Consider the following 21,241-nt stretch of genomic DNA (forward strand, 5'->3'; position numbering starts at 1 on the left):
TCCCCCCTAAAATGCCCGGCATTCCCAGCCCGAGGCGTTTTTGTTCATGTCTGTCACCGCTAAACCTGCCAGCCCCGCGCCGGACCATCACGCCCAGTTCATCGAACTGCTGCGCGCAAGCCTTGAGCAGAACGCCTTTATCAAGCTGGTGCTGGCCAAGTACGTGGGCGACGAGGCGGACCTGCAGCGCCTGATCATCAAGCCAGTGACGGTCAAGGAGCAGGCCTGCCTGTCCTTTGTCTATCGCTACAAGACCCGTGACATCACCAAGAACTTCGCCCTGGCCGATGGGGTCGCGATGATTGCCGAGCTGCTGCCGGCCTCGTTCAAGAACGCGCACCTGCTGGCGTTGACCGATGAGGCACAGCTGGAATACAGCAAGAAGAACAAAAGCTCGCTGTTCAAAAGCAAGCCCCAGCAGCTGCGTGAGGCGCCGTCGGCCGAGCACAACCGCGAGAAAAACCGCTTCCTTGACCTCAGCCGGCCATTTCTCGCCGACCTGGGCGTGACCAACGCCAAGCACGAGCTGATCCCGGCGATGTCGCGCAAGTGGAAGCAGATCAACAAGTTCATCGAAGTGTTCAGCCATGCGCTGACCTCATCCCCCTTGCAACTGGACCGGCCGGTACGTGTCGCGGACTTTGGTTCGGGCAAGGGCTACCTGACCTTCGCCATCCACGACTACCTGCGCAACACCCTCAAGGCCGAAGGCCAGGTGACGGGTGTGGAGTTGCGCGAAGACATGGTGACCCTGTGCAACAACGCCGCCGCCCGCCTGGACCACCCGGGGCTGGTGTTCAAGTGCGGTGACGTGCGCAGCGTGGCGCCCAGCGAACTGGACGTGATGATCGCCCTGCATGCCTGCGACATCGCCACCGACTACGCAATCCACACCGGCATCCGCTCCGGGGCGTCGATCATCATGTGCTCGCCGTGCTGCCACAAACAGATCCGCTTGCAGATCCAGAGCCCGGCGCTGCTCAAACCGATGTTGCAATACGGCCTGCACCTGGGCCAGCAGGCAGAAATGGTCACCGACAGCTTGCGCGCCTTGTTCCTGGAAGCCTGTGGGTATGAGACCAAGGTCTTTGAGTTCATCTCCCTGGACCACACCAACAAGAACAAGATGATTTTGGCGGTCAAGCGTGCGGAGCCTGCGGATAACACGCAGTTGCTGGAGAAGATCCGGGAATTGAAGGCGTTTTATCAGATCAGTGAGCACTGCCTGGAAACCTTGCTGCGCGCTGACGGCTACCTATCCTGAAGAGTGCGCGGATCAAAATGTGGGAGCGGGCTTGCCCGCGATGACGGAGTGTCAGTCAACCTATCTGGCGCCTGATACACCGCTATCGCGGGCAAGCCTCCTCCCACATTAGATTGCATTTACCTTGGGAGAGGGCGCCGGCTGCACGGCGGTCTTGCGCCCCAGCATCACGGTCACGATTACCCCGCAGGCAAACAGCCAGGTAATCGGTTCGATGTGTTCGCCAAAAAACAGTGCGGAAAAGGCGATGGTGAAAAAGATCTGCAGCAGTTGGATCTGGCTGACCCGCGCAATGCCGCCCATGGCCAGCCCGGCGTACCAGGCAAAGAACCCCAGGAACTGCGAGAACAACGAGACGTAGCCAAACGCCCACCAGGTGCGCGCCGAGATTGCGCCGTCGTGTTGCAGCGCCAGGTACGTCACCGGCCCGATCAATAGCGGCGTCGACAGCACCAGCGCCCAGCAGATCACCTGCCAGCCGCCCATTTCCTTGGCCAGTCGGCCGCCTTCGGCATAACCCAGGCCACCCACGGCAATCGCCCCGAGCATCAACAAGTCGCCGGCCTGGATGCTGCCGGCACCGCTGATCAATGCATACCCGAGCACCAACGCACTGCCCAGCGCCGCGCAGGCCCAGAAGGCCTTGGACGGACGCTCATGGGACAACCACGCCGCATACAGCGCCACGCACAGCGGTTGCAGGCCGTTGACCAGGGCGCCATGGGAGGCCGGCAGGGTTTGCATGGCCCAGGCCGACAGCACTGGGAAACCAAGGATCACCCCGGCAATCACCAGCGTCAGGCCGCGCACCTGGCGCCAGGTCGGCCAGGCTTCGCGGCGCCACAGCAACAGCAAGGCCGCCGGCACCGCCGCGAACAGCGCGCGGCCCAGGCCGTTGAGCAGCGGATGGATTTCCTGCACCACGATGCGGGTGAAGGGCAGGGTCAGGCTGAAGATAACGACGCCGAGCAGGCCGAGGGCCATGCCGGTGTTTTCGCGGGAGTTCATGGGGCGCGACCGGATTCAAATGGGCTAGAGGTTGATGCCCATCTAGCCACAAAGCCCGCAGGACACGGGCTTACAGCTGGCTGCAGATTGAACCGTACAGTTCCTGCAGGCGCTGGGGTTAGAAGAACCGTGTCACGCTGATCTTGGCGTTGCGCCCGACGCTGGTGGCGCTGTCGCCGCTCAAGGCTGGCATGTAGCTGCGGTTGAACAGGTTGTCGACCGTGAAGTTGACTTCGGTGCCCTTGAGGTACGCCTGTTGCGGCGTCCATTTGGCGAACAGGCCCTGGGTGTCGTAGCTGGCGTTGGGGTACTGGTCGTAGAAGCTGTCGCCGAAGCCGCTGTTCAGGCCGCCTGAGTATTTGTCGCTGGGCAGGCGATCGGTCTTGCGCACGAACTGACCTTGCCAACCCACCTGAGCGTCCCAGGCCGGAATCTTGGTGCCCAGCACGGCAACCCACTTGGCCGGTGGAATATCCCGGGCCCAGACGTGGATGTCGGTCGCCCATGGGTTGGTGTAGGGGTTTTCGCGTTTGCCGGTGGCCCACGAGTAACTCAGGGAGCCGAACAGATAAGTCGAGTCGTAGTAGCCCTCAAGCTCGAAGCCCTTGATGGTCATGCTGCCGACGTTGCGGTAGTTGGTCTTCGACGCCATATCGGTGCAGACCTCGGCGATGGAACCTTTGATGGAGTTCTGTTGCGCGCAGCCCAGGCCGGTGGCCTTGAAGATCTCGTCCTCGATCTTGTTGTGGAACAACGTGCTGCGCAGTTGCAGGCTGTCGCCGCTGGCGATCACGTTGGCGAAGCTGGTGACGTTACCCACGGTAATGGCGGTGATGCGTTCCGGGTCGAGGTTGCGGCTGGTGGAGGTGCGGCTGCCCAGGCCCTGGACTTCGTATTGCTCGTCGATCACCGGTGCGCGCCAGGTGCGGCTCCAGTTGGCGAACATCACCACGTCCGGGGTGACTTTCCAGAACACCGCCAGGCGCGGAGACCAGCCGGCATAGGTGCGGTCGCCGTAGTCATGGCCGTAGGCCGGATCGGGGTTGCTGTAGTACGGCGCATCGTTGGCTTTGCCACGGTTGAGCACGTGGTCATAACGCAGGGATGGGGTGATGGTCACGTCGCCCAGGGTGACCGCGTCCTGGATGTAGAACGCGTTGGTGTCGACCTTGCCGTGGGGCATGAACGCCGGCTGGAAATGCCCGTAGTTGTACTCAGGCGTGTCGTACTTGGCGCCGGGCATCCAGCTGTCGGTATCGCGGATGTGCTTGCGGATCTGCACCCCGGTGGTCAAGGCATGGTCCAGCGGGCCGGTGTTGAAGCGGCTGATGTTGCGCAGCTCCAGAATCTTGTCGGTGTAGGCGGTGTCCATCTTGCGCCCGCCGGTGGACAAGCCGACAACGGCCGTGGCGTCGCGCTCGTCGGTCTGGTCGGTGTTGGACTCCGAGTAGCTGAGCTTCATGTCGATCAGCGGGTTATCCAGGGGGTGGTATTCGTACTTGCCCGACCACGTGGTATCGACGGTGTGGCGGTTGGCCAGGTACCGTCTTACGGCAGCATCGTAGCCATAGAGATCGATATCTTTCTGCTGCGGTGGCGATGGGTAGCTTCTGGCCGAGAAGGGCGTCCAGCGTTCGCTGTTGGCCCGGGAGTAGGAGAAACCGAGGCTGTGCTCATCGGTGAGGTACATGTTCAGTTTGAACAGTTGACCGTCCACATCCTGGGCGCTGTTGGGCAGGCGCTGCGGGTTGATCGGGTAGCGCTTGCTGTCGTAGTCGCGCGCAGCGGCCAGCTTCAAATCGCCGCCGTCGCGCTGGGTCAGGTAGGCCAGGGCGTCGATGCGCCCGTCCTCGGTGCGGCCATACACGGCGCCGGTGTAGACCTGTTCGTGGTCGTTGCTGGCATACCCGTATTTGAGCATCGCACCGCTGTTGCGCCCGTCCTTGAGCAGGTCCGGTGCATCTTTGGTGACCATATTGACCGTGCCGCCAAACCCGCCGTTACCGGTGAAGGCCGAGTGCGGGCCTTTTTCCACCTCGACGTTCTTGATCATCTCGGGCTCGATAAAGATGGTGCCTTGCTGATAGCGCTCGAATCCGCTTTTGGTGGCGCCATCGACGGTCATCGGCACGTCTTCGGCCTCGCCCATGCCGCGAATGTTGATGATCTGCCCGCCCGGTTTCATCGAGCCGCCCATGGTCACCCCCGGCAGCGTCTGCACCAGGCTGGCGATGTTGTTGGGCTGCAGGCGGTCGATATCGGCCTGGGACAGGGTGGAGCGGCCGACGGTGCTGGCGTCGACCTGGTTACCGGTGCCGATCACGCTCAAGGCGTCCAGTTGTAAGCTGGCGCTGTTGGTGGTGCGGCTTTCTTCGGGGCGCACGACATAGGTGTTGCCCACTTTGATCAGGGTGAACGCGCCGGTATTGAGCAGGGTGCGGATCGCCACTTCGGGGGTGAAATCGCCGTTGAGCGCGGGCGCCTGGATATTTTTCAGCAGGTCTTCATCGAACAGCAGCTGGATTTTTGCTTGTTGCGCCACCTGGCTCAGGGACGTGGCCAAGGGTTGGGCCGGCAGTTGCAGGGTGAACGACTCGGCCTGGGCCGTGAGGCTGACGGCCAGGCAGGCGGCGATCAGTGTCGGTCGAACAAACAGGTGCTGGGCAAGGCAAGGCGCGCGAAACATGAAATCCCCCAAAGCGGCTAAATAGCCAAAAAAGGCATGCGTATCAAACGCAGACCGGAGGAAGACGCGGCAGGAAAAAAAATCCTCACATGCGAATGCAAAATATTCTCAAGTGGTGTTACTTGCGCGCTTCGATACGGATCTTGCCATCGCCCAGGGCCACGGTTTTCACCGGCAACAGGGCCGGCAGGGCACTGATCAGCGCGTCCGGGTCATTCACGTCGAGATTGCCAGAAACCTTCAACCGCGCCACCGCGCCATCGGCCAACACCACGGCCTTGGGCCGGTACAGACTCAACTCATCCAGCAGGCTGGCCAGTTCGCGGTTGCGAAAGGACAGGTGCCCGCTGCGCCAGTCGGCGACTTCGCCAGCGGCCACGGTTTGCTGCTGCACGGAGCCCTTGGTGTAGCTGTAGGTCGCCCGCTGCTGGGCGCCGAGCATAACGGCGCTGGCTTTCTGGTCGGGGGCGAAGGCGACCATCCCGTGGGCCACGCTGACCACCAGTTGCTGCTGGCCGCGGCGCACATCAAAAGCGGTGCCCACCACCCGCACATCGGCCTCGCCTGCGCGCACGAACAGCGGCCGCTCCTTGTCGGGTGCCACCTCCAGGTACAACTGGCCCCGGTCCAGATGGATCACACGGCGATGGGCATCGAAGTCCACCCGCAACTGCGTGCTGGCATTGACGTACAAGGTGCTGCCGTCCGGCAGGTCCAAGGTGCGCATGCCTTTGTCCTGCGCCGCGATGTCGGTCTGATACAGCCCGCGGGGGGCCCCGAGGTTGCTGGCGAGCAAGGCGCAGACCAGCGCGGCTGCCACCGCCAGGGCGGGGCGCCAGGGCGCGGGTTTGCGGGCGGGCAAGGGCACGGGTTTGTTCAGTTGCTGCAACTCGCCGAGGTCGGCCCACAGCTGTTCGAATTCGGCGTAGGCGCGCGCATGGGCCGGCACGGCATGCCAGGCGGCGAAGGCCTTGCGCTCCTGCGTGTTGCCTTCGTTGCGATTGCGCGCAAACCAACTGGCAGCCTGGGCATCGATGCAGTCGTGCTCATCAATGTTGTGGCTGTCGCGGTTACTCAAGCGGGTCATTCTGGCTGCTCCTTGCCCGGTCTTTTTGAAGTCGCTGCTTGCAGTGCAGCAGGGCAAAGGCGATGTGCTTTTCCACCATGCTGATCGAAATACCCATGCGTTCGGCGATCTGCGCCTGGCTCAGGCCTTCGAAGCGGTGCAGCATAAGGGCTTCTCGCCTGCGGGGCGAGAGTTCGGCGAGGACTTCTTTCAACTGTTCCAGGCGTTGGAGGCGTTGGGCGGCGGCCAGGGGATCGTTTTGCTCGTCGCTGACAGGTTCGGCATCCCGTTCGGCCTGCTCGTGATGGACGCCGTGGCGCACCTTCTGTTTGCGCCAATGGTCGCGCAACAGGTTGCGCGCCATCTGAAACAGAAAGGCCCGTGGCTGCTCGACCTTGGCTCGGTCGCGGTAGTCCAGCCATTGGGTAAAGACATCCTGGGTCATGTCCGCCGCGTCGCTGGCGTTGTCCGTGCGTTTACGCAGGTAATGCAGGATATCTGCATAAAACCCGCGAAAGGCATCGGCCGACAGCGGGTCGGGCTTGAAACGAGGCATGGATATCCTTCTTGACGCAGCACGCTGCAGAAAAGTCGCGAATGATATCGAGAATTATTGCTATTTGTCTCCGTAAATTTAGCGATGCATACATTCCCCTGTGGGAGCGGGCTTGCCCGCGATGGCGGTGTGTCTGGTCCACCGCTATCGCGGGCAAGCCCGCTCCTACAGGGGGATGTTTTAGCTCAATGTGGTCAGCAGCTTCTGCAACTGCGCCTGACCTGCCATGTCCAGTGGGAACACCGGTAACCGTGGATCACCCACCTCCAGCCCGGTCAGGCGTAAACCGGCCTTGATCGTCGCTGGCAAGCCGCCCTTGAGGATGAAGTCCAGCACCGGCAACTGCCGATAGAACAGCTCCCGTGCCTGGTTCAGGTCATTGGCCAGTATCGCCTGGTACAGGTCCAGGTTGAGTTGCGGGATCAGGTTCGGTGCAGCCGTGCACCAACCCTTGGCACCGGCGGCGAACGCTTCCAGGGCCAGTGGGTTGCAGCCGTTGTAGAACGGCACCTGGCCTTCGCTCTGGCGGTACAGCTGGTGCATGCGCTGGATATCGCCGGTGCTCTCCTTGACCATCGTCACGTTGTCGACGCTGTGGACGATACGCAGGATCAGCTCCACCGACATATCCGTGCCGCTGGTGGCCGGGTTGTTGTAGAGCATGATCGGCACGCCGACGCTGTCGCCGATGGCCGCGTAGTGCGCGAGGATCTGCGCTTCACTGAGCTTCCAGTACGACGTCGGCAGCACCATCACCACATCGGCGCCTTCGGCTTCGGCAAAGCGCGCGCGACGCACGGCCTTGGCGGTGGTCAGGTCGGATACGCTGACGATGGTCGGCACGCGCTTGGCGACCTTTTGAATGCTGTAGGCGCTGACGTCGTCCCACTCGGCGTCGCTCAGGTAAGCGCCTTCACCGGTGCTGCCCAACGGGGCAATGGCGTGGACGCCGCTGTCGATCAAACGGTCGATGGATTGACCCAGGGCGTCGAGGTCAACGGTGCTGCCGTCGGCGCTGAACGGGGTGATGGTGTAGCCGATGATGCCGTGAATAGTAGGGCTGGACATGGAATATCTCCGGTCGAAAAAGGCTTCAGTTCAGGCAATCGGCGTGTTGACGCAGGTTCTGCCGAGCGTAGTAGTTGAACGCGGCGCCGTGGCGCTTGGGCTTGGAGATCCAGTCATGGGCCTCGCGTCCCAACTGCGGCAGGATCGGCTTGATGGTCCCGGCGGCCATGGCCAGCAATTGCAACTTGGCCGCCCGTTCGATCAATTGCGCGATCACGCAGGCCTCTTCGATGGTGCTTCCGGTGGACAGCTGCCCGTGGTGCGACAGCAGGATGGCGCGCTTGTCGCCCAGGGCTTGGGTGATGATTTCGCCTTCTTCGTTACCCACCGGCACACCCGGCCAGGCTTCGAGGAACGCGCAGTCTTCATACAGCGGGCACAGGTCCATGTGCGACACCTGCAGCGGTACTTCGAGCATCGACAGCGCGGCGATGTGGGTGGGGTGGGTGTGGATGATGCAGTTCACATCCGGCCGGCCACGGTACACCCAGCTGTGAAAACGGTTGGCCGGGTTGGGCATGCCGTGGCCTTCCAACACTTCCAGGTCTTCGTTGACCAGCAGCAGGTTGCTGGCGGTGATTTCATCGAAACCCAGGCCCAGTTGCTGGGTGTAGTAGGTGCCAGGCTGTGGGCCACGGGCAGTAATCTGCCCGGCCAGGCCCGAGTCGTGGCCGTTCTCGAACAGAATACGGCAGGTCAGGGCCAGCTTTTGCCGGTCGGTCCACGTATTATCCGCCAGGGTACTTTGCATCTGGGTCAGCGCTTGCTTGACCAGTTGTTCTTTCGGGAGTGCTAATGTCTTGGCCATATCGGTGTCCTTTGGGTGGTTCAATGGACGTCGATTTGCTGGTTCCCGCTGCTCGCAAGGTCGTTGGGTTCTGCAAATGACACTAAAGAGGCTATATGACACTTTGTGTCATTGGCAAGCAATAATCATCGCATTCTGCTTGGATTAATCGCTGCGCATGTCTATCCGTTTGAAACTATTGAGAAAAAAACTCGGCGTCACCCTGGAGGCATTGGCCGAAAAATCCGGGATGACCAAGAGTTACCTGTCCAAGGTCGAGCGCGGCTTGAACACCCCGTCGATTGCCGCCGCGCTGAAACTGGCCAAGGCGTTGAACGTCAAGGTCGAGGAACTGTTCAGCGAAGACAGCGTCAGCCTCGACAGCTACAGCCTGGTGCGCAGCCACGAGCGGCCCGAGACCGCGCCGGGTTATGCAGTACTGGCCCATCAGGTCAGCGAGCGCAGCCTGCTGCCGTTCATCATTTATCCGCCGGCAGAATTCAGCGACAAGACCTTCAAGGAGCATTTGGGGGAAGAGTTTCTGTTTGTGCATGAAGGCCGGGTGGAAGTGGACTTCATGACCGAACGGGTGCTGTTGGAGCGTGGCGATGCATTGCACTTCAACGCGCAAAAGCCCCATCGGATTCGCTCGGTGGGCGAGGTGCAGGCGCAGTTGCTGGTGGTGGTGCACAGCGCCGAGGAATAACGCCAACGCTGTGTTGGAACTCGGTCAATGTGGGAACTGGCTTGCCTGCGATAGCGGTGTGGCTGATACACCGCCATCGCAGGCAAGCCGGCTCCCACATTTGATCGCCTTCGTTAACCCGATCAGTGTTCGACAGGCACCGCCAGGGCCGGGTTGCCGAGTGCATGGCTGCGTGCCGCAAAGAACCTGAGCTCCACTTCCATCTCCTCAAACAGTGCGGCAAACCGGCGTTTCTGCTGTTGGATAAACCCGTCGCTGCGGCCAAACACCGAGATCGCCAGGGTCTTGATCTTCGACCGGCGAATTGCCTCCACCAAGTGCCCATCCTGTTCGCTCAGGTGATGGCCGAACAGGCACAACGCACCTTCCTGTCCCAGCAATTGCTCATAGCAGAACGACAGGTAATCCGAGCTGCGAATGCTCTTGAGCTTTTCGCTGCTGGTGCCTTCGTTGATAAACAGCGGCACATCATCGAGGGTCTTGATCGTGTTGTTGATCGCAAAGCTGCTCAGCAACGTGCTGTCGGTGGAGGCCAGTTTGCGCGCCGAACCATCCAGGTTGCGTACCAGGTGCAGGCCGCCGTGCAGGTACAGAATGCGCGTCGCGGTGGTTGCGGTATCGCGCAAGTCAAAGCGTGATTCGGCGCCGCGAAACAGGTCGTCGATACCCGGCGTATGCAGGATCGACCAGTAATTGAGCAGGTCGTAATTGCTGGTGAACACCGTCTTGTAGCTCGCCAGTTCCTGATTGATGGTCACCAGGGTCGACGGCTGTACCAGGCGCCACGGGATATGCACGGCGTGGATGGTATTGATCAGCGCTTCCTTGATCGCGTAGTAGCGATTGCGCGGCGCGGCGGAGCTGACGGCCAGGGCCTTGTTGACGCGGCTGGTGGTTTTCAGGGCGCCCAGCACCTGCTCGAAGCTGCGGGTCTGCATCGCGTCAAACACGCTCAGTTCGGAAGCGCTCAAGGGCTTTTCTTCCACGGTGCGTGCGTTTTCAAACAGCGAGTCGTAGGCAAAGTCTTCCCATACTGTGCGACTGGCGCCGTTGCCGATCAGGATGGCGTCGAAGGCGATGCTGTTGCGCAGTGCGTTCCAGTCTTCAAGGGTGGCGTCGATATCCTGGAAATCCTTCATTGCGGCGGGTCTACTCAAAAACGGCTGGGCGGTGACTTTATCACGGGCGGGCGTTGATCTTGGTCAAGATGCCGCAGGCGGGTGAGGTTGATGCTGTAGGAATCAACGCATCCCCGAGGATTCATCATGAGCAGCACGTTCTTCATTCCCGCCGTCAACATCATGGGCATCGACTGCCTCGACGAAGCCATGAACGCGATCCGCAACTACGGTTTTCGCAAGGCCCTGATTGTCACCGACGCCGGCCTGGCCAAGGCGGGCGTGGCCAGGATGATTGCCGAGAAACTGGCAATGCAGGACATCGACTCAGTGATTTACGACGGCGCCAAGCCCAACCCCAATGTGGAGAACGTCGAGAACGGCCTGGCGTTGTTGCAGCAAAGTGCCTGCGATTTCGTGGTGTCGCTGGGCGGCGGCTCGCCCCATGACTGCGCCAAGGGCATTGCCCTGTGTGCCACCAATGGCGGGCATATCGGCGACTACGAAGGTGTCGACCAATCGAGCAAGCCACAGCTGCCCCTGGTGGCGATCAACACCACCGCCGGCACCGCCAGCGAAATGACCCGTTTCTGCATCATCACCGACGAAACCCGCCACGTGAAAATGGCCATCGTCGACCGCAACGTCACACCGTTGCTGTCGGTCAACGATCCTGCACTGATGGTCGCCATGCCCAAGGGCCTGACCGCCGCCACCGGCATGGACGCGCTGACCCACGCCATCGAAGCCTATGTGTCCACGGCCGCCAACCCGATCACCGACGCGTGCGCGATCAAGGCTATCGAGCTGATCAGCGCCAACCTGCGCCTGGCCGTGCGCGACGGCAGCGATATGGCGGCCCGGGAAAACATGGCCTACGCGCAGTTTCTCGCCGGCATGGCCTTCAACAACGCCTCCCTGGGGTTTGTCCACGCCATGGCCCACCAGTTGGGCGGCCTCTACGACTTGCCCCACGGCGTATGCAACGCGGTGCTGTTGCCCCACGTGCAAAGCTTCAACGCCAGTGTCAGCGCAGCGCGCCTGAGCGACGTCGGCCGCGCCCTTGGGGTGGATAACAAACACGCCAGCCCGGAAGAGGGCGCCCAGGCGGCCATCGCGGCGATCCGCTGCCTGTCCCAGGACGTCGATATCCCGGCCGGCCTGCGTGAGCTCGGCGCCAAGCTGCAGGATATCCCGCTGCTGGCCACCAACGCCCTCAAGGATGCGTGCGGCCTGACCAACCCTCGGCGGGCGGACCAGCGCCAGATTGAGGAGATTTTCCGTAGCGCGTTTTAATCCGCCCTGGAACGGGCGACGCACCACAGTGCGCCGCCCGCCAGAGCTACACATAGCGCGGCCAATGGCCACACTTGCTGACTGACCAGCAAGCTGGCCACACCCCCTATCAGCGCCGCCAGCAACTGGTGCAGAAAGCCACTTAGGGCCATGGCGTACGAGCCGCTTATCGGAGAGTGATCGTTGGCCAAGGACAGACTGATGGGGTAACTCATCGACTGCCCGAACACCGCCACGCAATACGGCAGCCACAGCAGCCAGGCCCAATCGCTGGCGAACCAGCCTGCGAGCAACATCACCGAGCTGCCGCCCATCACCAATGTCACACCCCATGTCATCATCGGCAGGCGCCCGCTGCGGGCAACCCAGCGATTGACCATCAGTGCGCCCGCCAGATAGGCCGCGCTGATCGGCCAACCCAGCAGCCCGTACTGCGCAGCAGTCCACTCGAAGCGACCCTGCAGAATCAGCGGAGCGCAGGTGTTGAACGCGATGATCACGCCATACCCCAATCCGCCCGCCAACGCCGCTCGGAGAAACGCCGGGTGTTGCAAAATCATGCGGTAGATACGCCACGCAGAAACCTGTCCATCGGCTTTCATCCGCGCCGGGAACGCCACCCCTTGCAGTACGCCAATCAGCCCGATTGCCGCCAACGCCAGGCCATAGAAGATCGCCTCCCAACCAAACGCCACCTGCAATACCGAGCCAATGAACTGGCCGATGCCCAGGGCGATCACGAAGGTCATGCCCAGCCACGACAGCCCCTTGGCCAACAATGCACCGCTGAAACTGTCGCGCACCAACACCCGAGCCATCACCGAAACGCCACCGGCGCCCAGGCCCTGGGCAAACCGTAGCGACAGAAACGTCTCGATGTTGTGAGCCAAGGGGATGGCCGCACTGGCCACTGCATACAGGGCCAATGCCGCCAGCAATACCGGCTTCCTGCCCAGGCGCTCACCCAGGCTGCCCCATAGCAGCATGGGCAACGCCATGCCTACCAGATACACCGCCAAGGCGAGCGAAGCTTGAGCCTCCAGGGCCTGCAGCGCTTGGGAAATGGCCGGGACTGCGGGAAGGTAAATGCTGATGCCAACCTGGGACAGGAAGGCGGTGCAGCAGGCAATGGCGAGGGTTGTGGTGCTCTTCAAGGGGGCGAGTTCCTTTCTGAACGCTAAATTTCAGGCGCAAAGCTACAAGCTGTTAGTGTATTTGTCTTTAGCTTGAAACTTGCCACTGAGGCCTCCCTGATGAGAGTTCTGCTATTCGGCGCCACCGGCATGGTCGGCCAGGGCGTGTTGCGTGAGTGTCTGCTGGCCGCTGATGTGCAGGAAGTGGTGGCGGTGGGGCGCACGGCGTTGACCCAGGCGCATGGCAAGCTGCACCAGGTGTTGCATGCCGATATGTTCGACTTCCAGCCCCTGGAGCATTTGCTGCAGGGCTTTGATGCCTGTCTGTTTTGCCTGGGGGTGTCGTCGGTGGGCGTGGATGAAGCCACCTACACCCGGCAGACCTACGACCTGACCCTGGTCGCCGCCAGTACCCTGGCGCGGCTCAATCCGCAGATGACGTTTGTGTACGTGTCCGGTGCCGGCACCGACAGTTCCGAGCAGGGCAAGGTGATGTGGGCGCGGGTCAAGGGCAAGACCGAGAACGCCTTGCTGCGCCTGCCATTCAAGGCGGTGTATCTATTCCGGCCGGGGATCATTCAGCCGCTGCATGGCGTGCGTTCGAAAACCGCGCTCTACCAGACGATCTACAACCTGATCGGGCCGCTGCTGTCCCTGGTCCGGCGCATGCGACCAGCCTGGGTGGTGAGTACCGAGACCGTGGGCCGGGCGATGCTCGCGGTGGTCCGGCATGGCGCTCCGCAAGCGGTGATTGAGCCTGCGCAGATCCATCGCCTGGCTGCCGAGCGTTTGTAATGCTCTCGAAAAGCCTGATCCGTCGCCTGGCGCCTGATGCCGTTGATCATGGTGTGTTATCTGTTTGCCTTTTTTGATCGCATCAATATCAGCTTCGCCAAGTTCCAGTTGCAGGCTGACCTGGGTTTGAGCAACACCGCCTACGGTTTGGGTGCGGGGCTGTTTGTGATCGGGTATGTGATCTTCGAAGTCCCGAGCAACATGATGTTGTACAAGGTCGGCGCCCGGCGTTGGATTGCCCGGATCATGGTGTCCTGGGGGCTGGCGACGGCCGCGATGGTGTTTGTGACGGCCGAGTGGCAGTTCTATGCATTGCGCTGATCAATACGTTGGGCCAACTCGGTGGCATCGTCAGCCCGGTAATGGTCGGGCGCATCAAGGACATCACGGGCAGCACGACCCCGGCGCTGTATGTGATTGGCGTGTGTGCATTGATTGCGGCGGCGCTGCTGCTATGGGGCTTGCCGCATAAGTTGCGCACCTCCGACAAGCGCTGACGACTCAGCTCACGCCAGCCAATGCCTTGGCTGGCGCGCTACTGAACTGAATCAACACCACCCCGCCAATCAACATCAGCACCCCAAGCAAGCGGGGGGCGGTCAGTTGCCGCTCCACCAGACCAAACAGGCCGAAGTGGTCGAGCAACAATGACGCGAGGATTTGCCCGGCCATGGCCAGGGCGATAAACCCCGAGGCCCCGAGCTTGGGCAGCAAGACCAGGGCCAGGGAGATAAAGCACACGCCGAATGCGCCGCCGGTCCACATCCATAGCGGCGCCTTGCTGATAAAACCGAGGCTTGGCAGCGGCAGCCGTAACGCCAGGATCACCGGCAATAACACCAGAATACTCACCAGCAGCGAGGCCAGGGTCGCCCACAACGGATGCCCGAGGCCGCGCCCGAGGTTGGCGTTGATTGCGCTTTGAAACGGCACCACCGCCCCGGCAATCACCGCCAGCAGTAACAAGCCCAACCAATGCAACGTGGTCATGATCAATCTCCAAAAGGTTTTACTGGACTCTACGGTATTCGTCGCGCAGATTTAAATTCCAAGTTCTTATGCCGAACATGCATGCTATGAATGATCTGCGCCGTGTTGACCTTAACCTACTGGTGATCCTCGACGCGTTGCTCAGCGAGCAGCACGTCACCCGCGCTGCCGAGCGCCTGCACCTGAGCCAGCCGGCGGTCAGCCATGCGCTGGGGCGCTTGCGTGATTTGTTGGGCGACCCGTTGCTGGTACGCCAAGGCGGCGGCCTGGTCGCCACCGCTCGCGCGCTGGAACTGGCGGCGCCGCTGGCTGATGCCTTGGCCCAGGTCCAGTCGTTGCTGGCGCCGAACCGTTTTGATCCGGCGTCGGCCAGGCGCACCTTTCGCCTGGCCATGTCCGATTACGGCGCGGCTCTCTTGTTGCCCGGGCTGGTGCGGGCGCTGCGCGAGCAGGCGCCGGGGATTGACTTGGCCATCATCCACGCCAGTCGCGAAGGCATGCAGGAAGGGGTGCTCAGTGGGGAGATCGACCTGGCCGCCGGCGTGTTTCCCGACCTGCCGGCCGAGTTGCGCAGCACGCCGTTATTCGAAGAGCACTACGCCTGCCTGGTGGACCGCGACAGCTTGCCCGCCGGCGGCGGGCTCGACCTGCCGACCTACCTGGCACGGCCCCATGTGCTACTGGAAATGCGCGGCAGCGGCACCCCGGAAATCGAGCGGGCGCTGACCGCGATCCGCGAGCGACGGCACGTGGCGATCAGCCTGCCGCATTGGGGCATCGCGCCGCAGTTGATCCAGGGCACTGACCTGATCCTTACCGTGTCCTCCCAAGGACTGCTGAACATCGACTCGCGGCACTTGCTGGTGGTACCGCCGCCGTTTCATATCCCATCCTTCGGTTTTGTACTGGCCTGGCATAAACGCCGCGCGGGGGATGGCGCCTTGCAGTGGTTGATCACCCAAGTGCAAGACGTGTTGGCCAAACGTGCGGCCTAGCATTGCAGTGCCCGGTGGATTGTGCACAATCGACGCGCCCCCTCTTTTCTGAGCGTGTTACCCATGACTTCATCATTGCTGTTTGCCGTCATCGCCTCGGGCTTTATCTATGGCATCACGCCGGGCCCCGGGGTGCTGGCGGTATTTGGCATTGGTGCGGCACGCGGCCGTCGGGCCGGCGCGGGTTTTCTGTGCGGGCATTTGCTGGGCGATGTGGTGTGGTGCAGCACCGCGTTGGTGGCGATTGTCGGCGCCCGGGAGATCGGTAGCAGCGCGTTTGATGTGCTGGGTGTGCTCAGTGCCCTGTACCTGTTCTGGCTCGGCATCCGTGCCATTCGCACCCGCAACCGCAGCGGGGACGCGCCTCAGGGGGCGGCGCGCCAACCGTTCTGGCACGGCATTCTGTTTGGCCTGACCAACCCCAAGGCGTATCCGGTGGCCGTGGCCACGTTCACCGCACTCCTGTCGAGCCGGGCCGAGCTGCTGACCTGGAGCATGCTGCCGTGGTTGATTGTCCTGAGCTTTGTAGGCGGCCTGCTGGCCTACGGGATCCTCATCGGCGTCGTGGGCGCGCGGCAGGTGCGTACGGTGTATCAGCGTCATGAAGTGTTGATCACCAAGCTGTGCGGGGTGATGTTTATCGGCTTCGCGATCAATGCCCTGGCCCATGCGTTGCCGGGCTTGCTGGGCAGTAAAACGTCCTGAGTACCGACGACCGTTCGTCGCACCAGCAAGTTTTTTCTAAACCTTTGCCGCCCTGAAAATTCAGATTCAGGGCGGGGCTCGTTCCCCGGCATGTATTTATTACCTGGAGGAACCCATCATGAGCCGCATGGCTATCCGGTTACGCACCGCCACTTTCGCGATGCTGCTGGGCCTCGGCGCCAGCAATGCTTTTGCCCAAGGCCCCGCCGAATTTATCGAGCAAGCCTCGGCCAAGGGCATGGCCGATATCGAAACCAGCCGCATGGCCCACGCCAAGACCTCGTCTCAGGAAATCAAAGACTACACCATCGAGGTCATCAACGAACGCACCCTGGCCAATCAACATTTGGCGGCCATTGCGAAAAAACTCGACTTGCCGGTGGCGCCTCGCGACCAGATCGTCGACAAGGCTGAAACCCTGATGCCTGAGCTGACCGATGGCGACTCCTTTGACGCCGCCTACACGGCTCAGCAGGTCAAGGCCAACGAAGATGCAATCGCGTTGTTCAAGCAGGAAGGTGCTGCTTCGGATATCCCTGAGATAAAGGCATTGGTCGACGAAACCCTGCCCAAGCTGGAAACCCGCCTGGAAAAAGCCCGGGCGCTGGCTTCGTCCTACAGCAAGAGCCGCAACAGCGACGGTTGATCGCGGGCTTTGCCAGGAAACGGCGGTTGGAGCTGATCCAACCGCCGTTTTTTTACGCCTGGTTCAGGTCGGTCTTGCCTGGGTCCGCCGCCGTGCCGTCGCCGCCGAGGTTGACGGTATGGCGCTCGCCCAAGGTACGGTATTCGCTGCGCAGTTTTTCCAGGGCTTTGAAGTCCAGGCCATCGAGGCTTCATGGCGATGCTCCAGATAAGTGCTGATGAAAGTACTGACCGTGGCGGCACGCTGAAATTTCTTTTTACAATTGTTGACCTGCATGAATTCGGTCGGGCCGTGCAACCGTTGGGCAGGTGCGGGGTGCAGGCATCGAACCCTGCTTGTGCAGGCTGGTCACTGTTTCATCACCCCGTTGAATGGAAGCGCGATCATGAGCCTCTCTCGTACTCTCTGCCTGGCCTGCTGCCTGGTGCTGTTGCAAGGCTGTTTCGACAGCTCTGACAATGAAACCCAGGACAACACCGGCGGCAGCAAATCCTCGGTGCAAATGAAGGATTCCAAGGCTGATCAGCCCTAGCGCTACGTGGCTGTCAGAACAATGACCTTGTGACCCCGCCATCCTCGAGGGTCAGCAAGTACTGCTTGGCTTCAAGCCCGCCGGCAAACCCGGTGAGGCCACCCGCAGCACCAATCACTCGATGGCAGGGCGCGACGATCGAAATAGGATTGCGCCCGTTCGCCGCCCCCACCGCGCGTACAGCCTTGGGGTTGCCGATCTGTTGGGCGATCTGGCTGTAGCTGCGGGTTTCACCGAAGGGAATAGTCAGCAGCGCACCCCAGACTTTTTTCTGGAACTCGGTGCCGTCAAAGTCCAGTTCCAGCTCGAAGCACTCGCGGGTGCCGGCAAAATACTCGTTCAACTGCCGCTCGGCCTCCAGCAGCACCGCGCTGTGGTTGACTTCCACCAGCTCGCCCAGGCGCACACGGTTGGCGCGCTCGGCCTCCCACAAGATGGCGGCGAGCTTGCCGTTGCGGGCAACCAGGGTCAGTTGGCCGACGGGGGAGGGCATGAGTTTGTATTCACGCGGCATGAGCGGGCTCCTTGTTGAGTGGATCGTTTATCGCCTGCACTTTAGCGCTCGTCGCGGGTGGCTGAACTACGTTTCTTGCGCTCAAATTCGGCGATGTTATCGCTCCTGTTGCAGCACCTTCAGCGCTGCCGATGCCAGGAACCCCGAACGACTTTTTTCTTCCGGGTGGTGCAGCACGTACTCATCAATGCGGTTGAGCAAGTAGCCAGGCAGCGTGATGTTGAGTTTTTGCGCCTTGCCCAGGTACTTGGTCACATCAATATCCACCACCGCCCAGGTACAGCCGGCGTACAGGGGGTTGGCTGCGTGCAGCGTGACCTTTTGTGCGCTGGGAATGGGCGCGCCCTCTTCGGCCAGCAGCTCAAAATGGCCTTCTATGGCTTCCCGTGCCATGGCCATGGCGTCGTCCAGGTCATCACCGGCAGAGAAGCAGCCAGGGATGTCGGGGACTTCTACGCCCCAGGCGTGGTCATCGTCGCCGGTTGAAATTGCAATCGGATACAGCATGTTCTTGTCCTCCAGGTACGCTTCAAGCGAGCAGAGCTTGTTTCAAGATGCTCTTGGCGGTCTTGTCCAACAGATGCTTCTTGGGGTGGGGAATGGTCACCAGCCCAGGCTTGGCAGGGTGTTTAAAATGATGATGACTGCCCCTGACGCGCACCAGGTACCAGCCATCAGCCACGATATGGCCTATCAAATATCGGCTATCCACATCACCTCCTTGTGGTGTGTTGGTGGTGACTATAACTACTAAATAAAAATTTTCAACACTCTACCCACCAACAAAAGAGGGCAGGCGGTGCAAGAAGTTTATGGGGGCGGGGCGAGGCTGCTGGACGAAGGTATTGCGGGGTTTTACTGATAAATCCCAGGCACAAAAAAACCGGCTTCAGGAGCCGGTTTTTTATTCATCCTCCATCAAGGACAAGCTGATGGGGGAGGACAATCTGAGTGGAGCGGGTAGAGGGAATCGAACCCTCAACTAAAGCTTGGGAAGCTTTCGTTTTGCCACTAAACTATACCCGCTCAGAGCGGCTGACTTTGTACCAGAAGTGCGCGGCGATTTGAAGTTTTTCTTTGAAAAATGTGCAAGTTGCGAGCGTCAGCGGATGCTTTGAGCCCACCCCAGGCAGAAACGCTGCACCGTCCCTGCCCAGGGCCTTGCTTTCAAATCGCAAACGCATGCAGGGCCTGGCCCTGGTGATGCCGCAGTCGACTCACCGACTGTTCCGGTTTCAAAAAGCCCATCAATGCCTGCCGACTGTCATTGCACGCGGCCTTGTGCTCCATGTCCAGAAAGTGCCCGGTGGCCTGGATGGTGCCGAAGCTGCTGTTCGCTACATGTTGCCCAAACAGCCGGGCATCCTCGGCACTGGTGTATTCGTCCCACTCGCCATTCAAGAACAGAACCGGAATGTCGATCTGCCGTGCGGCCTTGAGGTAGCACTGGCGGTCGCTATTGAGCACCTGGCTGATGTGGTAGTGCATCTGCCCGTACTCGTGCTCGGCCAGGGTGCTGACGTGTCGATAGTTGAAGCGCTTGAACAGTGGCGGCAGGTGTTTGCCGATGGTGCTGTTGACCAGGTTGCCGACGCTGTGACGGTCGAGGGTGCCGAGGTAGTCGACGCCACGTTCCAGGTAGTCGCGCATCGGTGCGTTGATCACTGGGGAGAAGGAGCTGATCACGGCTTTCTCCACGCGCCGGGGACGCTGGGACAGGGCGACGAGCGTGGCGACACCGCCCCAGGAAAACGACAGCACATGCTCGGCGGCGAAGTGTTCGATGAGTTCCAGAAGGATCTGGCCCTCAATGTCCTTCGTCAGCATTTGCTCATGGCGGTTGTGGGCTTTGGAACGACCGGCGTAGGGCTGATCATACAAAACCACATTGAATTGCGGATGCAGGCTTTTCACGGTCTGGGCGAACGACGCGGTGGTGGCCATGGAGCCGTTGACCAGGATGATGGTCTTTTGAGCAGCCTCCGCGCGATAGAACTCCGTGTAAACCCGATACTGACCCTGTATATCCAGCACAGCGATTTCTGGCCTCATGTCGTAAGACTCCTGGCAAGCGGGTGATGCGCGCAGATCACTCTGCACGAGCTTTGTGACAGGTAGGCATACGCCTGGAAGGGAGGCCCATGTCGGTCCGATGAGGCTGGCCGACGGGTGTTGTTATGGCGGGCAACTTGCTTGGGCCCCTACGTCAAGCGGTACGGGCCGGCAATGTGTTTCTTGGAGGTCGGGTGACTCGCCAGTCAGATTGCGGCTGGCGGTTTGATTTAAGCAGGAGGCGGGCCAGGTCGCACGTTTGACCCTGGGCTTTTGCCGATCACCGGCTGAACGGTCATATCTGGCGGATTTCAGCTTCTGTCAGCGGCCGATATTGGCCGGGGGCGAGTTGTTCATCCAGCACCAGCGGGCCCATGCGTTCGCGATGCAGGCGCGTCACCTTGTTGTCGAAGTGCCCGAACATGCGCTTGACCTGGTGATAACGCCCTTCAATGATGCTCAGGCGCGCGCTTTTGGGGCTCAACACTTGCAGGTCGGCCGGTTGGGTGGTCAGGTCTTCGAAGGCGAAGTACAGGCCGGCACTGAACGTTGCGGCGTACTGCGGGCCAATCGCCTGTTCGGTCTCCACGTAGTAGACCTTGGGCAGCTTGGTCCTGGGCTGGGTCAGGCGCCGGGACCACTGGCCATCATTGGTGATCAGCAGCAGGCCGGTGGTGTTGAAGTCCAGGCGGCCGGCGATATGCAGGTCGCCCTTGTCCGGCTCATCCAGCAGGTCGAGGACGGTGGGGTGTTGTGGGTCGACGGTGGCACTGACGCAGCCTGGCGGCTTGTGCAGCATGAAGTAGCGTGCGGGTTTCCCCACCTGCAGGATTTCGCCATCACATTCCACGCGGCTGAACTCGCGCACTTCATGGTGGGGATCGGCAACCGGCAGCCCATCGACTTGGACCCGTCGCTCCGCCAGCAGTAAGCGCACTTGCTGGCGATTGAAGCGGGGCAGGTTACTGAGGAATCGGTCGATACGCATTAGCGGGGCTCGGCTGCGCGCAGTTGTGCGTCGACCTGGGCACAGCGCGGGCACAGGCAGGCCTTGTTGCGCAGCTCCATCGGCAGGGCTTCGAGCACCTTGGGATCGATGGTGACGCTGTAGCACCAGCAGGCACGGTCAGCGGTGCGCGGGTCGGCCAGGGTGCAATCGTTGCGAGCGCCGCAGGCCGGGCAAAGTGTAGGAGTGTTCATCGGTCGGTTCAGGTGTCATGGCGTCGAGGTTCCGGCGAAACCGGTGTATTTGGCACGATACAGACCTGGGCGGTTTATTGCGCCATAGATGTATCAATCTATGTCCAAGTCGCACCAGATTTGC

Annotated in this window: 23 protein-coding genes, 1 tRNA gene and 2 pseudogenes; 10 read left to right on the forward strand and 16 right to left on the reverse strand. The window is 61.2% G+C overall.

The window, feature by feature from the left end:
* The first annotated feature begins 46 nt into the window (after nucleotides 1–46).
* Nucleotides 47–1,264: a class I SAM-dependent methyltransferase gene (locus HU773_RS07305; RefSeq protein WP_115127571.1), complete on the forward strand. Its 1,218-nt coding sequence runs from the start codon at nucleotides 47–49 to the stop codon at nucleotides 1,262–1,264.
* Between the two features lie 108 nt (nucleotides 1,265–1,372).
* On the opposite strand, the gene HU773_RS07310 is transcribed toward HU773_RS07305, so the two are convergent.
* The 6 genes and pseudogenes from HU773_RS07310 to HU773_RS07335 all read right to left on the reverse strand — a co-directional run bounded on the left by HU773_RS07310 (nucleotide 1,373) and on the right by HU773_RS07335 (nucleotide 8,456).
* Complete coding sequence (locus HU773_RS07310; RefSeq protein ID WP_057958761.1) at nucleotides 1,373–2,272, reverse strand: DMT family transporter; 900 nt, start codon at nucleotides 2,270–2,272, stop codon at nucleotides 1,373–1,375.
* Nucleotides 2,273–2,390: 118 nt separating this feature from the next.
* Nucleotides 2,391–4,958, reverse strand: a complete 2,568-nt coding sequence (locus tag HU773_RS07315) for a TonB-dependent receptor (RefSeq protein WP_057958762.1) — start codon at nucleotides 4,956–4,958, stop codon at nucleotides 2,391–2,393.
* 118 nt (nucleotides 4,959–5,076) lie between these two features.
* On the reverse strand, nucleotides 5,077–6,045 hold the full coding sequence (locus HU773_RS07320; protein WP_186625226.1) for a FecR family protein: 969 nt from the start codon (nucleotides 6,043–6,045) through the stop codon (nucleotides 5,077–5,079).
* Nucleotides 6,042–6,580, reverse strand: a pseudogene (locus HU773_RS07325) (RNA polymerase sigma factor). Before HU773_RS07325 ends, HU773_RS07320 begins: the two are co-directional and overlap by 4 nt.
* Before the next feature lie 180 nt (nucleotides 6,581–6,760).
* The gene (locus HU773_RS07330) at nucleotides 6,761–7,648 is read right to left on the reverse strand and encodes a dihydrodipicolinate synthase family protein (protein ID WP_186625228.1); all 888 of its coding nucleotides are present in this window, start codon (nucleotides 7,646–7,648) and stop codon (nucleotides 6,761–6,763) included.
* Between the two features lie 25 nt (nucleotides 7,649–7,673).
* Entirely contained in the window at nucleotides 7,674–8,456 is a 783-nt protein-coding gene (locus tag HU773_RS07335) for an aldolase (RefSeq protein WP_057439765.1), read from the reverse strand.
* 157 nt (nucleotides 8,457–8,613) lie between these two features.
* On the opposite strand from HU773_RS07335, the gene HU773_RS07340 reads away from it, so the two are divergent.
* Nucleotides 8,614–9,141, forward strand: coding sequence for a helix-turn-helix domain-containing protein (locus HU773_RS07340; protein ID WP_057439764.1), 528 nt, complete (start codon nucleotides 8,614–8,616; stop codon nucleotides 9,139–9,141).
* A 122-nt stretch (nucleotides 9,142–9,263) separates the two neighbouring features.
* Here the strand turns inward: HU773_RS07340 and HU773_RS07345 are convergent, their stop codons facing one another.
* Nucleotides 9,264–10,280, reverse strand: a complete 1,017-nt coding sequence (locus tag HU773_RS07345; protein ID WP_057958765.1) for a DUF4917 family protein — start codon at nucleotides 10,278–10,280, stop codon at nucleotides 9,264–9,266.
* Between the two features lie 126 nt (nucleotides 10,281–10,406).
* On the opposite strand from HU773_RS07345, the gene yiaY reads away from it, so the two are divergent.
* Nucleotides 10,407–11,555 (forward strand): L-threonine dehydrogenase, encoded by a 1,149-nt coding sequence (yiaY, locus tag HU773_RS07350; RefSeq protein WP_057439762.1) that lies wholly within the window; start codon nucleotides 10,407–10,409, stop codon nucleotides 11,553–11,555.
* Here the strand turns inward: yiaY and HU773_RS07355 are convergent.
* Entirely contained in the window at nucleotides 11,552–12,709 is a 1,158-nt protein-coding gene (locus HU773_RS07355; protein ID WP_057439761.1) for an MFS transporter, read from the reverse strand. The genes yiaY and HU773_RS07355 overlap by 4 nt on opposite strands.
* Nucleotides 12,710–12,808: 99 nt before the next feature.
* Between HU773_RS07355 and HU773_RS07360 the strand changes: the two genes are divergently transcribed.
* From HU773_RS07360 to HU773_RS27745, 3 genes and pseudogenes are all read left to right on the forward strand, one after another.
* Entirely contained in the window at nucleotides 12,809–13,483 is a 675-nt protein-coding gene (locus tag HU773_RS07360; RefSeq protein WP_057958766.1) for an NAD-dependent epimerase/dehydratase family protein, read from the forward strand.
* Nucleotides 13,484–13,504: 21 nt separating this feature from the next.
* Nucleotides 13,505–13,801: pseudogene (locus tag HU773_RS27740) on the forward strand (MFS transporter); the annotation flags it as partial.
* Nucleotides 13,780–13,980 (forward strand): hypothetical protein, encoded by a 201-nt coding sequence (locus HU773_RS27745; RefSeq protein ID WP_233096830.1) that lies wholly within the window; start codon nucleotides 13,780–13,782, stop codon nucleotides 13,978–13,980. The pseudogene HU773_RS27740 and the gene HU773_RS27745, both read left to right, overlap by 22 nt.
* 4 nt (nucleotides 13,981–13,984) lie before the next feature.
* On the opposite strand, the gene HU773_RS07370 is transcribed toward HU773_RS27745, so the two are convergent.
* On the reverse strand, nucleotides 13,985–14,473 hold the full coding sequence (locus HU773_RS07370) for a DMT family transporter (protein ID WP_186625230.1): 489 nt from the start codon (nucleotides 14,471–14,473) through the stop codon (nucleotides 13,985–13,987).
* Between the two features lie 77 nt (nucleotides 14,474–14,550).
* Between HU773_RS07370 and HU773_RS07375 the strand changes: the two genes are divergently transcribed.
* From HU773_RS07375 to HU773_RS07390, 4 genes are all read left to right on the forward strand, one after another.
* Nucleotides 14,551–15,468 carry a LysR family transcriptional regulator gene (locus HU773_RS07375; protein ID WP_416199794.1) on the forward strand — a complete coding sequence of 306 codons (918 nt, stop codon included), beginning with the start codon at nucleotides 14,551–14,553 and terminating at the stop codon, nucleotides 15,466–15,468.
* Nucleotides 15,469–15,531: 63 nt separating this feature from the next.
* Nucleotides 15,532–16,173 (forward strand): LysE family translocator, encoded by a 642-nt coding sequence (locus HU773_RS07380; protein WP_128593594.1) that lies wholly within the window; start codon nucleotides 15,532–15,534, stop codon nucleotides 16,171–16,173.
* 118 nt (nucleotides 16,174–16,291) lie between these two features.
* Nucleotides 16,292–16,819 (forward strand): DUF4142 domain-containing protein, encoded by a 528-nt coding sequence (locus HU773_RS07385; protein WP_057439756.1) that lies wholly within the window; start codon nucleotides 16,292–16,294, stop codon nucleotides 16,817–16,819.
* Between the two features lie 385 nt (nucleotides 16,820–17,204).
* Nucleotides 17,205–17,351, forward strand: a complete 147-nt coding sequence (locus HU773_RS07390) for a hypothetical protein (RefSeq protein WP_164844853.1) — start codon at nucleotides 17,205–17,207, stop codon at nucleotides 17,349–17,351.
* A gap of 13 nt (nucleotides 17,352–17,364) precedes the next feature.
* Here HU773_RS07390 and HU773_RS07395 read toward each other — a convergent pair whose 3' ends face one another.
* The 7 genes from HU773_RS07395 to HU773_RS07425 form a co-directional block, all read right to left on the reverse strand.
* Nucleotides 17,365–17,865, reverse strand: a complete 501-nt coding sequence (locus HU773_RS07395) for a methylated-DNA--[protein]-cysteine S-methyltransferase (protein ID WP_057958770.1) — start codon at nucleotides 17,863–17,865, stop codon at nucleotides 17,365–17,367.
* A 96-nt stretch (nucleotides 17,866–17,961) separates the two neighbouring features.
* The gene (locus tag HU773_RS07400; RefSeq protein ID WP_057439755.1) at nucleotides 17,962–18,372 is read right to left on the reverse strand and encodes a type II toxin-antitoxin system HicB family antitoxin; all 411 of its coding nucleotides are present in this window, start codon (nucleotides 18,370–18,372) and stop codon (nucleotides 17,962–17,964) included.
* A gap of 22 nt (nucleotides 18,373–18,394) precedes the next feature.
* Nucleotides 18,395–18,577, reverse strand: coding sequence for a type II toxin-antitoxin system HicA family toxin (locus HU773_RS07405; protein ID WP_115127579.1), 183 nt, complete (start codon nucleotides 18,575–18,577; stop codon nucleotides 18,395–18,397).
* A gap of 240 nt (nucleotides 18,578–18,817) precedes the next feature.
* A tRNA-Gly gene (locus HU773_RS07410) sits at nucleotides 18,818–18,891 on the reverse strand.
* A 141-nt stretch (nucleotides 18,892–19,032) separates the two neighbouring features.
* Nucleotides 19,033–19,917 carry an alpha/beta fold hydrolase gene (locus HU773_RS07415; protein ID WP_120732097.1) on the reverse strand — a complete coding sequence of 295 codons (885 nt, stop codon included), beginning with the start codon at nucleotides 19,915–19,917 and terminating at the stop codon, nucleotides 19,033–19,035.
* A 295-nt stretch (nucleotides 19,918–20,212) separates the two neighbouring features.
* Nucleotides 20,213–20,905, reverse strand: a complete 693-nt coding sequence (locus HU773_RS07420) for a 16S rRNA pseudouridine(516) synthase (RefSeq protein ID WP_057439752.1) — start codon at nucleotides 20,903–20,905, stop codon at nucleotides 20,213–20,215.
* Nucleotides 20,905–21,117 carry a cysteine-rich CWC family protein gene (locus HU773_RS07425; protein ID WP_057439751.1) on the reverse strand — a complete coding sequence of 71 codons (213 nt, stop codon included), beginning with the start codon at nucleotides 21,115–21,117 and terminating at the stop codon, nucleotides 20,905–20,907. Before HU773_RS07425 ends, HU773_RS07420 begins: the two co-directional genes overlap by 1 nt.
* Nucleotides 21,118–21,241 lie beyond the last annotated feature (124 nt).

The sequence above is a fragment of the Pseudomonas shahriarae genome (assembly GCF_014268455.2).
Lineage (GTDB): Bacteria > Pseudomonadota > Gammaproteobacteria > Pseudomonadales > Pseudomonadaceae > Aquipseudomonas > Aquipseudomonas shahriarae.

What these genes read in the sequence shown, in the direction of transcription:
- HU773_RS07320 (WP_186625226.1), bottom strand. Translation starts at nt 6,045, where the DNA reads ATGACCCGCTTGAGTAACCGCGACAGCCACAACATTGATGAGCACGAC.
- HU773_RS07415 (WP_120732097.1), bottom strand. Translation starts at nt 19,917, where the DNA reads ATGAGGCCAGAAATCGCTGTGCTGGATATACAGGGTCAGTATCGGGTT.
- HU773_RS07360 (WP_057958766.1), top strand. Translation starts at nt 12,809, where the DNA reads ATGAGAGTTCTGCTATTCGGCGCCACCGGCATGGTCGGCCAGGGCGTG.
- HU773_RS07390 (WP_164844853.1), top strand. Translation starts at nt 17,205, where the DNA reads ATGAGCCTCTCTCGTACTCTCTGCCTGGCCTGCTGCCTGGTGCTGTTG.
- HU773_RS07395 (WP_057958770.1), bottom strand. Translation starts at nt 17,865, where the DNA reads ATGCCGCGTGAATACAAACTCATGCCCTCCCCCGTCGGCCAACTGACC.
- HU773_RS07370 (WP_186625230.1), bottom strand. Translation starts at nt 14,473, where the DNA reads ATGACCACGTTGCATTGGTTGGGCTTGTTACTGCTGGCGGTGATTGCC.
- HU773_RS07400 (WP_057439755.1), bottom strand. Translation starts at nt 18,372, where the DNA reads ATGCTGTATCCGATTGCAATTTCAACCGGCGACGATGACCACGCCTGG.
- HU773_RS07310 (WP_057958761.1), bottom strand. Translation starts at nt 2,272, where the DNA reads ATGAACTCCCGCGAAAACACCGGCATGGCCCTCGGCCTGCTCGGCGTC.
- HU773_RS07305 (WP_115127571.1), top strand. Translation starts at nt 47, where the DNA reads ATGTCTGTCACCGCTAAACCTGCCAGCCCCGCGCCGGACCATCACGCC.
- HU773_RS07315 (WP_057958762.1), bottom strand. Translation starts at nt 4,958, where the DNA reads ATGTTTCGCGCGCCTTGCCTTGCCCAGCACCTGTTTGTTCGACCGACA.
- HU773_RS07335 (WP_057439765.1), bottom strand. Translation starts at nt 8,456, where the DNA reads ATGGCCAAGACATTAGCACTCCCGAAAGAACAACTGGTCAAGCAAGCG.
- HU773_RS07380 (WP_128593594.1), top strand. Translation starts at nt 15,532, where the DNA reads ATGACTTCATCATTGCTGTTTGCCGTCATCGCCTCGGGCTTTATCTAT.
- HU773_RS07425 (WP_057439751.1), bottom strand. Translation starts at nt 21,117, where the DNA reads ATGAACACTCCTACACTTTGCCCGGCCTGCGGCGCTCGCAACGATTGC.
- HU773_RS07385 (WP_057439756.1), top strand. Translation starts at nt 16,292, where the DNA reads ATGAGCCGCATGGCTATCCGGTTACGCACCGCCACTTTCGCGATGCTG.
- HU773_RS07340 (WP_057439764.1), top strand. Translation starts at nt 8,614, where the DNA reads ATGTCTATCCGTTTGAAACTATTGAGAAAAAAACTCGGCGTCACCCTG.
- yiaY (WP_057439762.1), top strand. Translation starts at nt 10,407, where the DNA reads ATGAGCAGCACGTTCTTCATTCCCGCCGTCAACATCATGGGCATCGAC.
- HU773_RS07375 (WP_416199794.1), top strand. Translation starts at nt 14,551, where the DNA reads ATGCATGCTATGAATGATCTGCGCCGTGTTGACCTTAACCTACTGGTG.
- HU773_RS07345 (WP_057958765.1), bottom strand. Translation starts at nt 10,280, where the DNA reads ATGAAGGATTTCCAGGATATCGACGCCACCCTTGAAGACTGGAACGCA.
- HU773_RS07420 (WP_057439752.1), bottom strand. Translation starts at nt 20,905, where the DNA reads ATGCGTATCGACCGATTCCTCAGTAACCTGCCCCGCTTCAATCGCCAG.
- HU773_RS07330 (WP_186625228.1), bottom strand. Translation starts at nt 7,648, where the DNA reads ATGTCCAGCCCTACTATTCACGGCATCATCGGCTACACCATCACCCCG.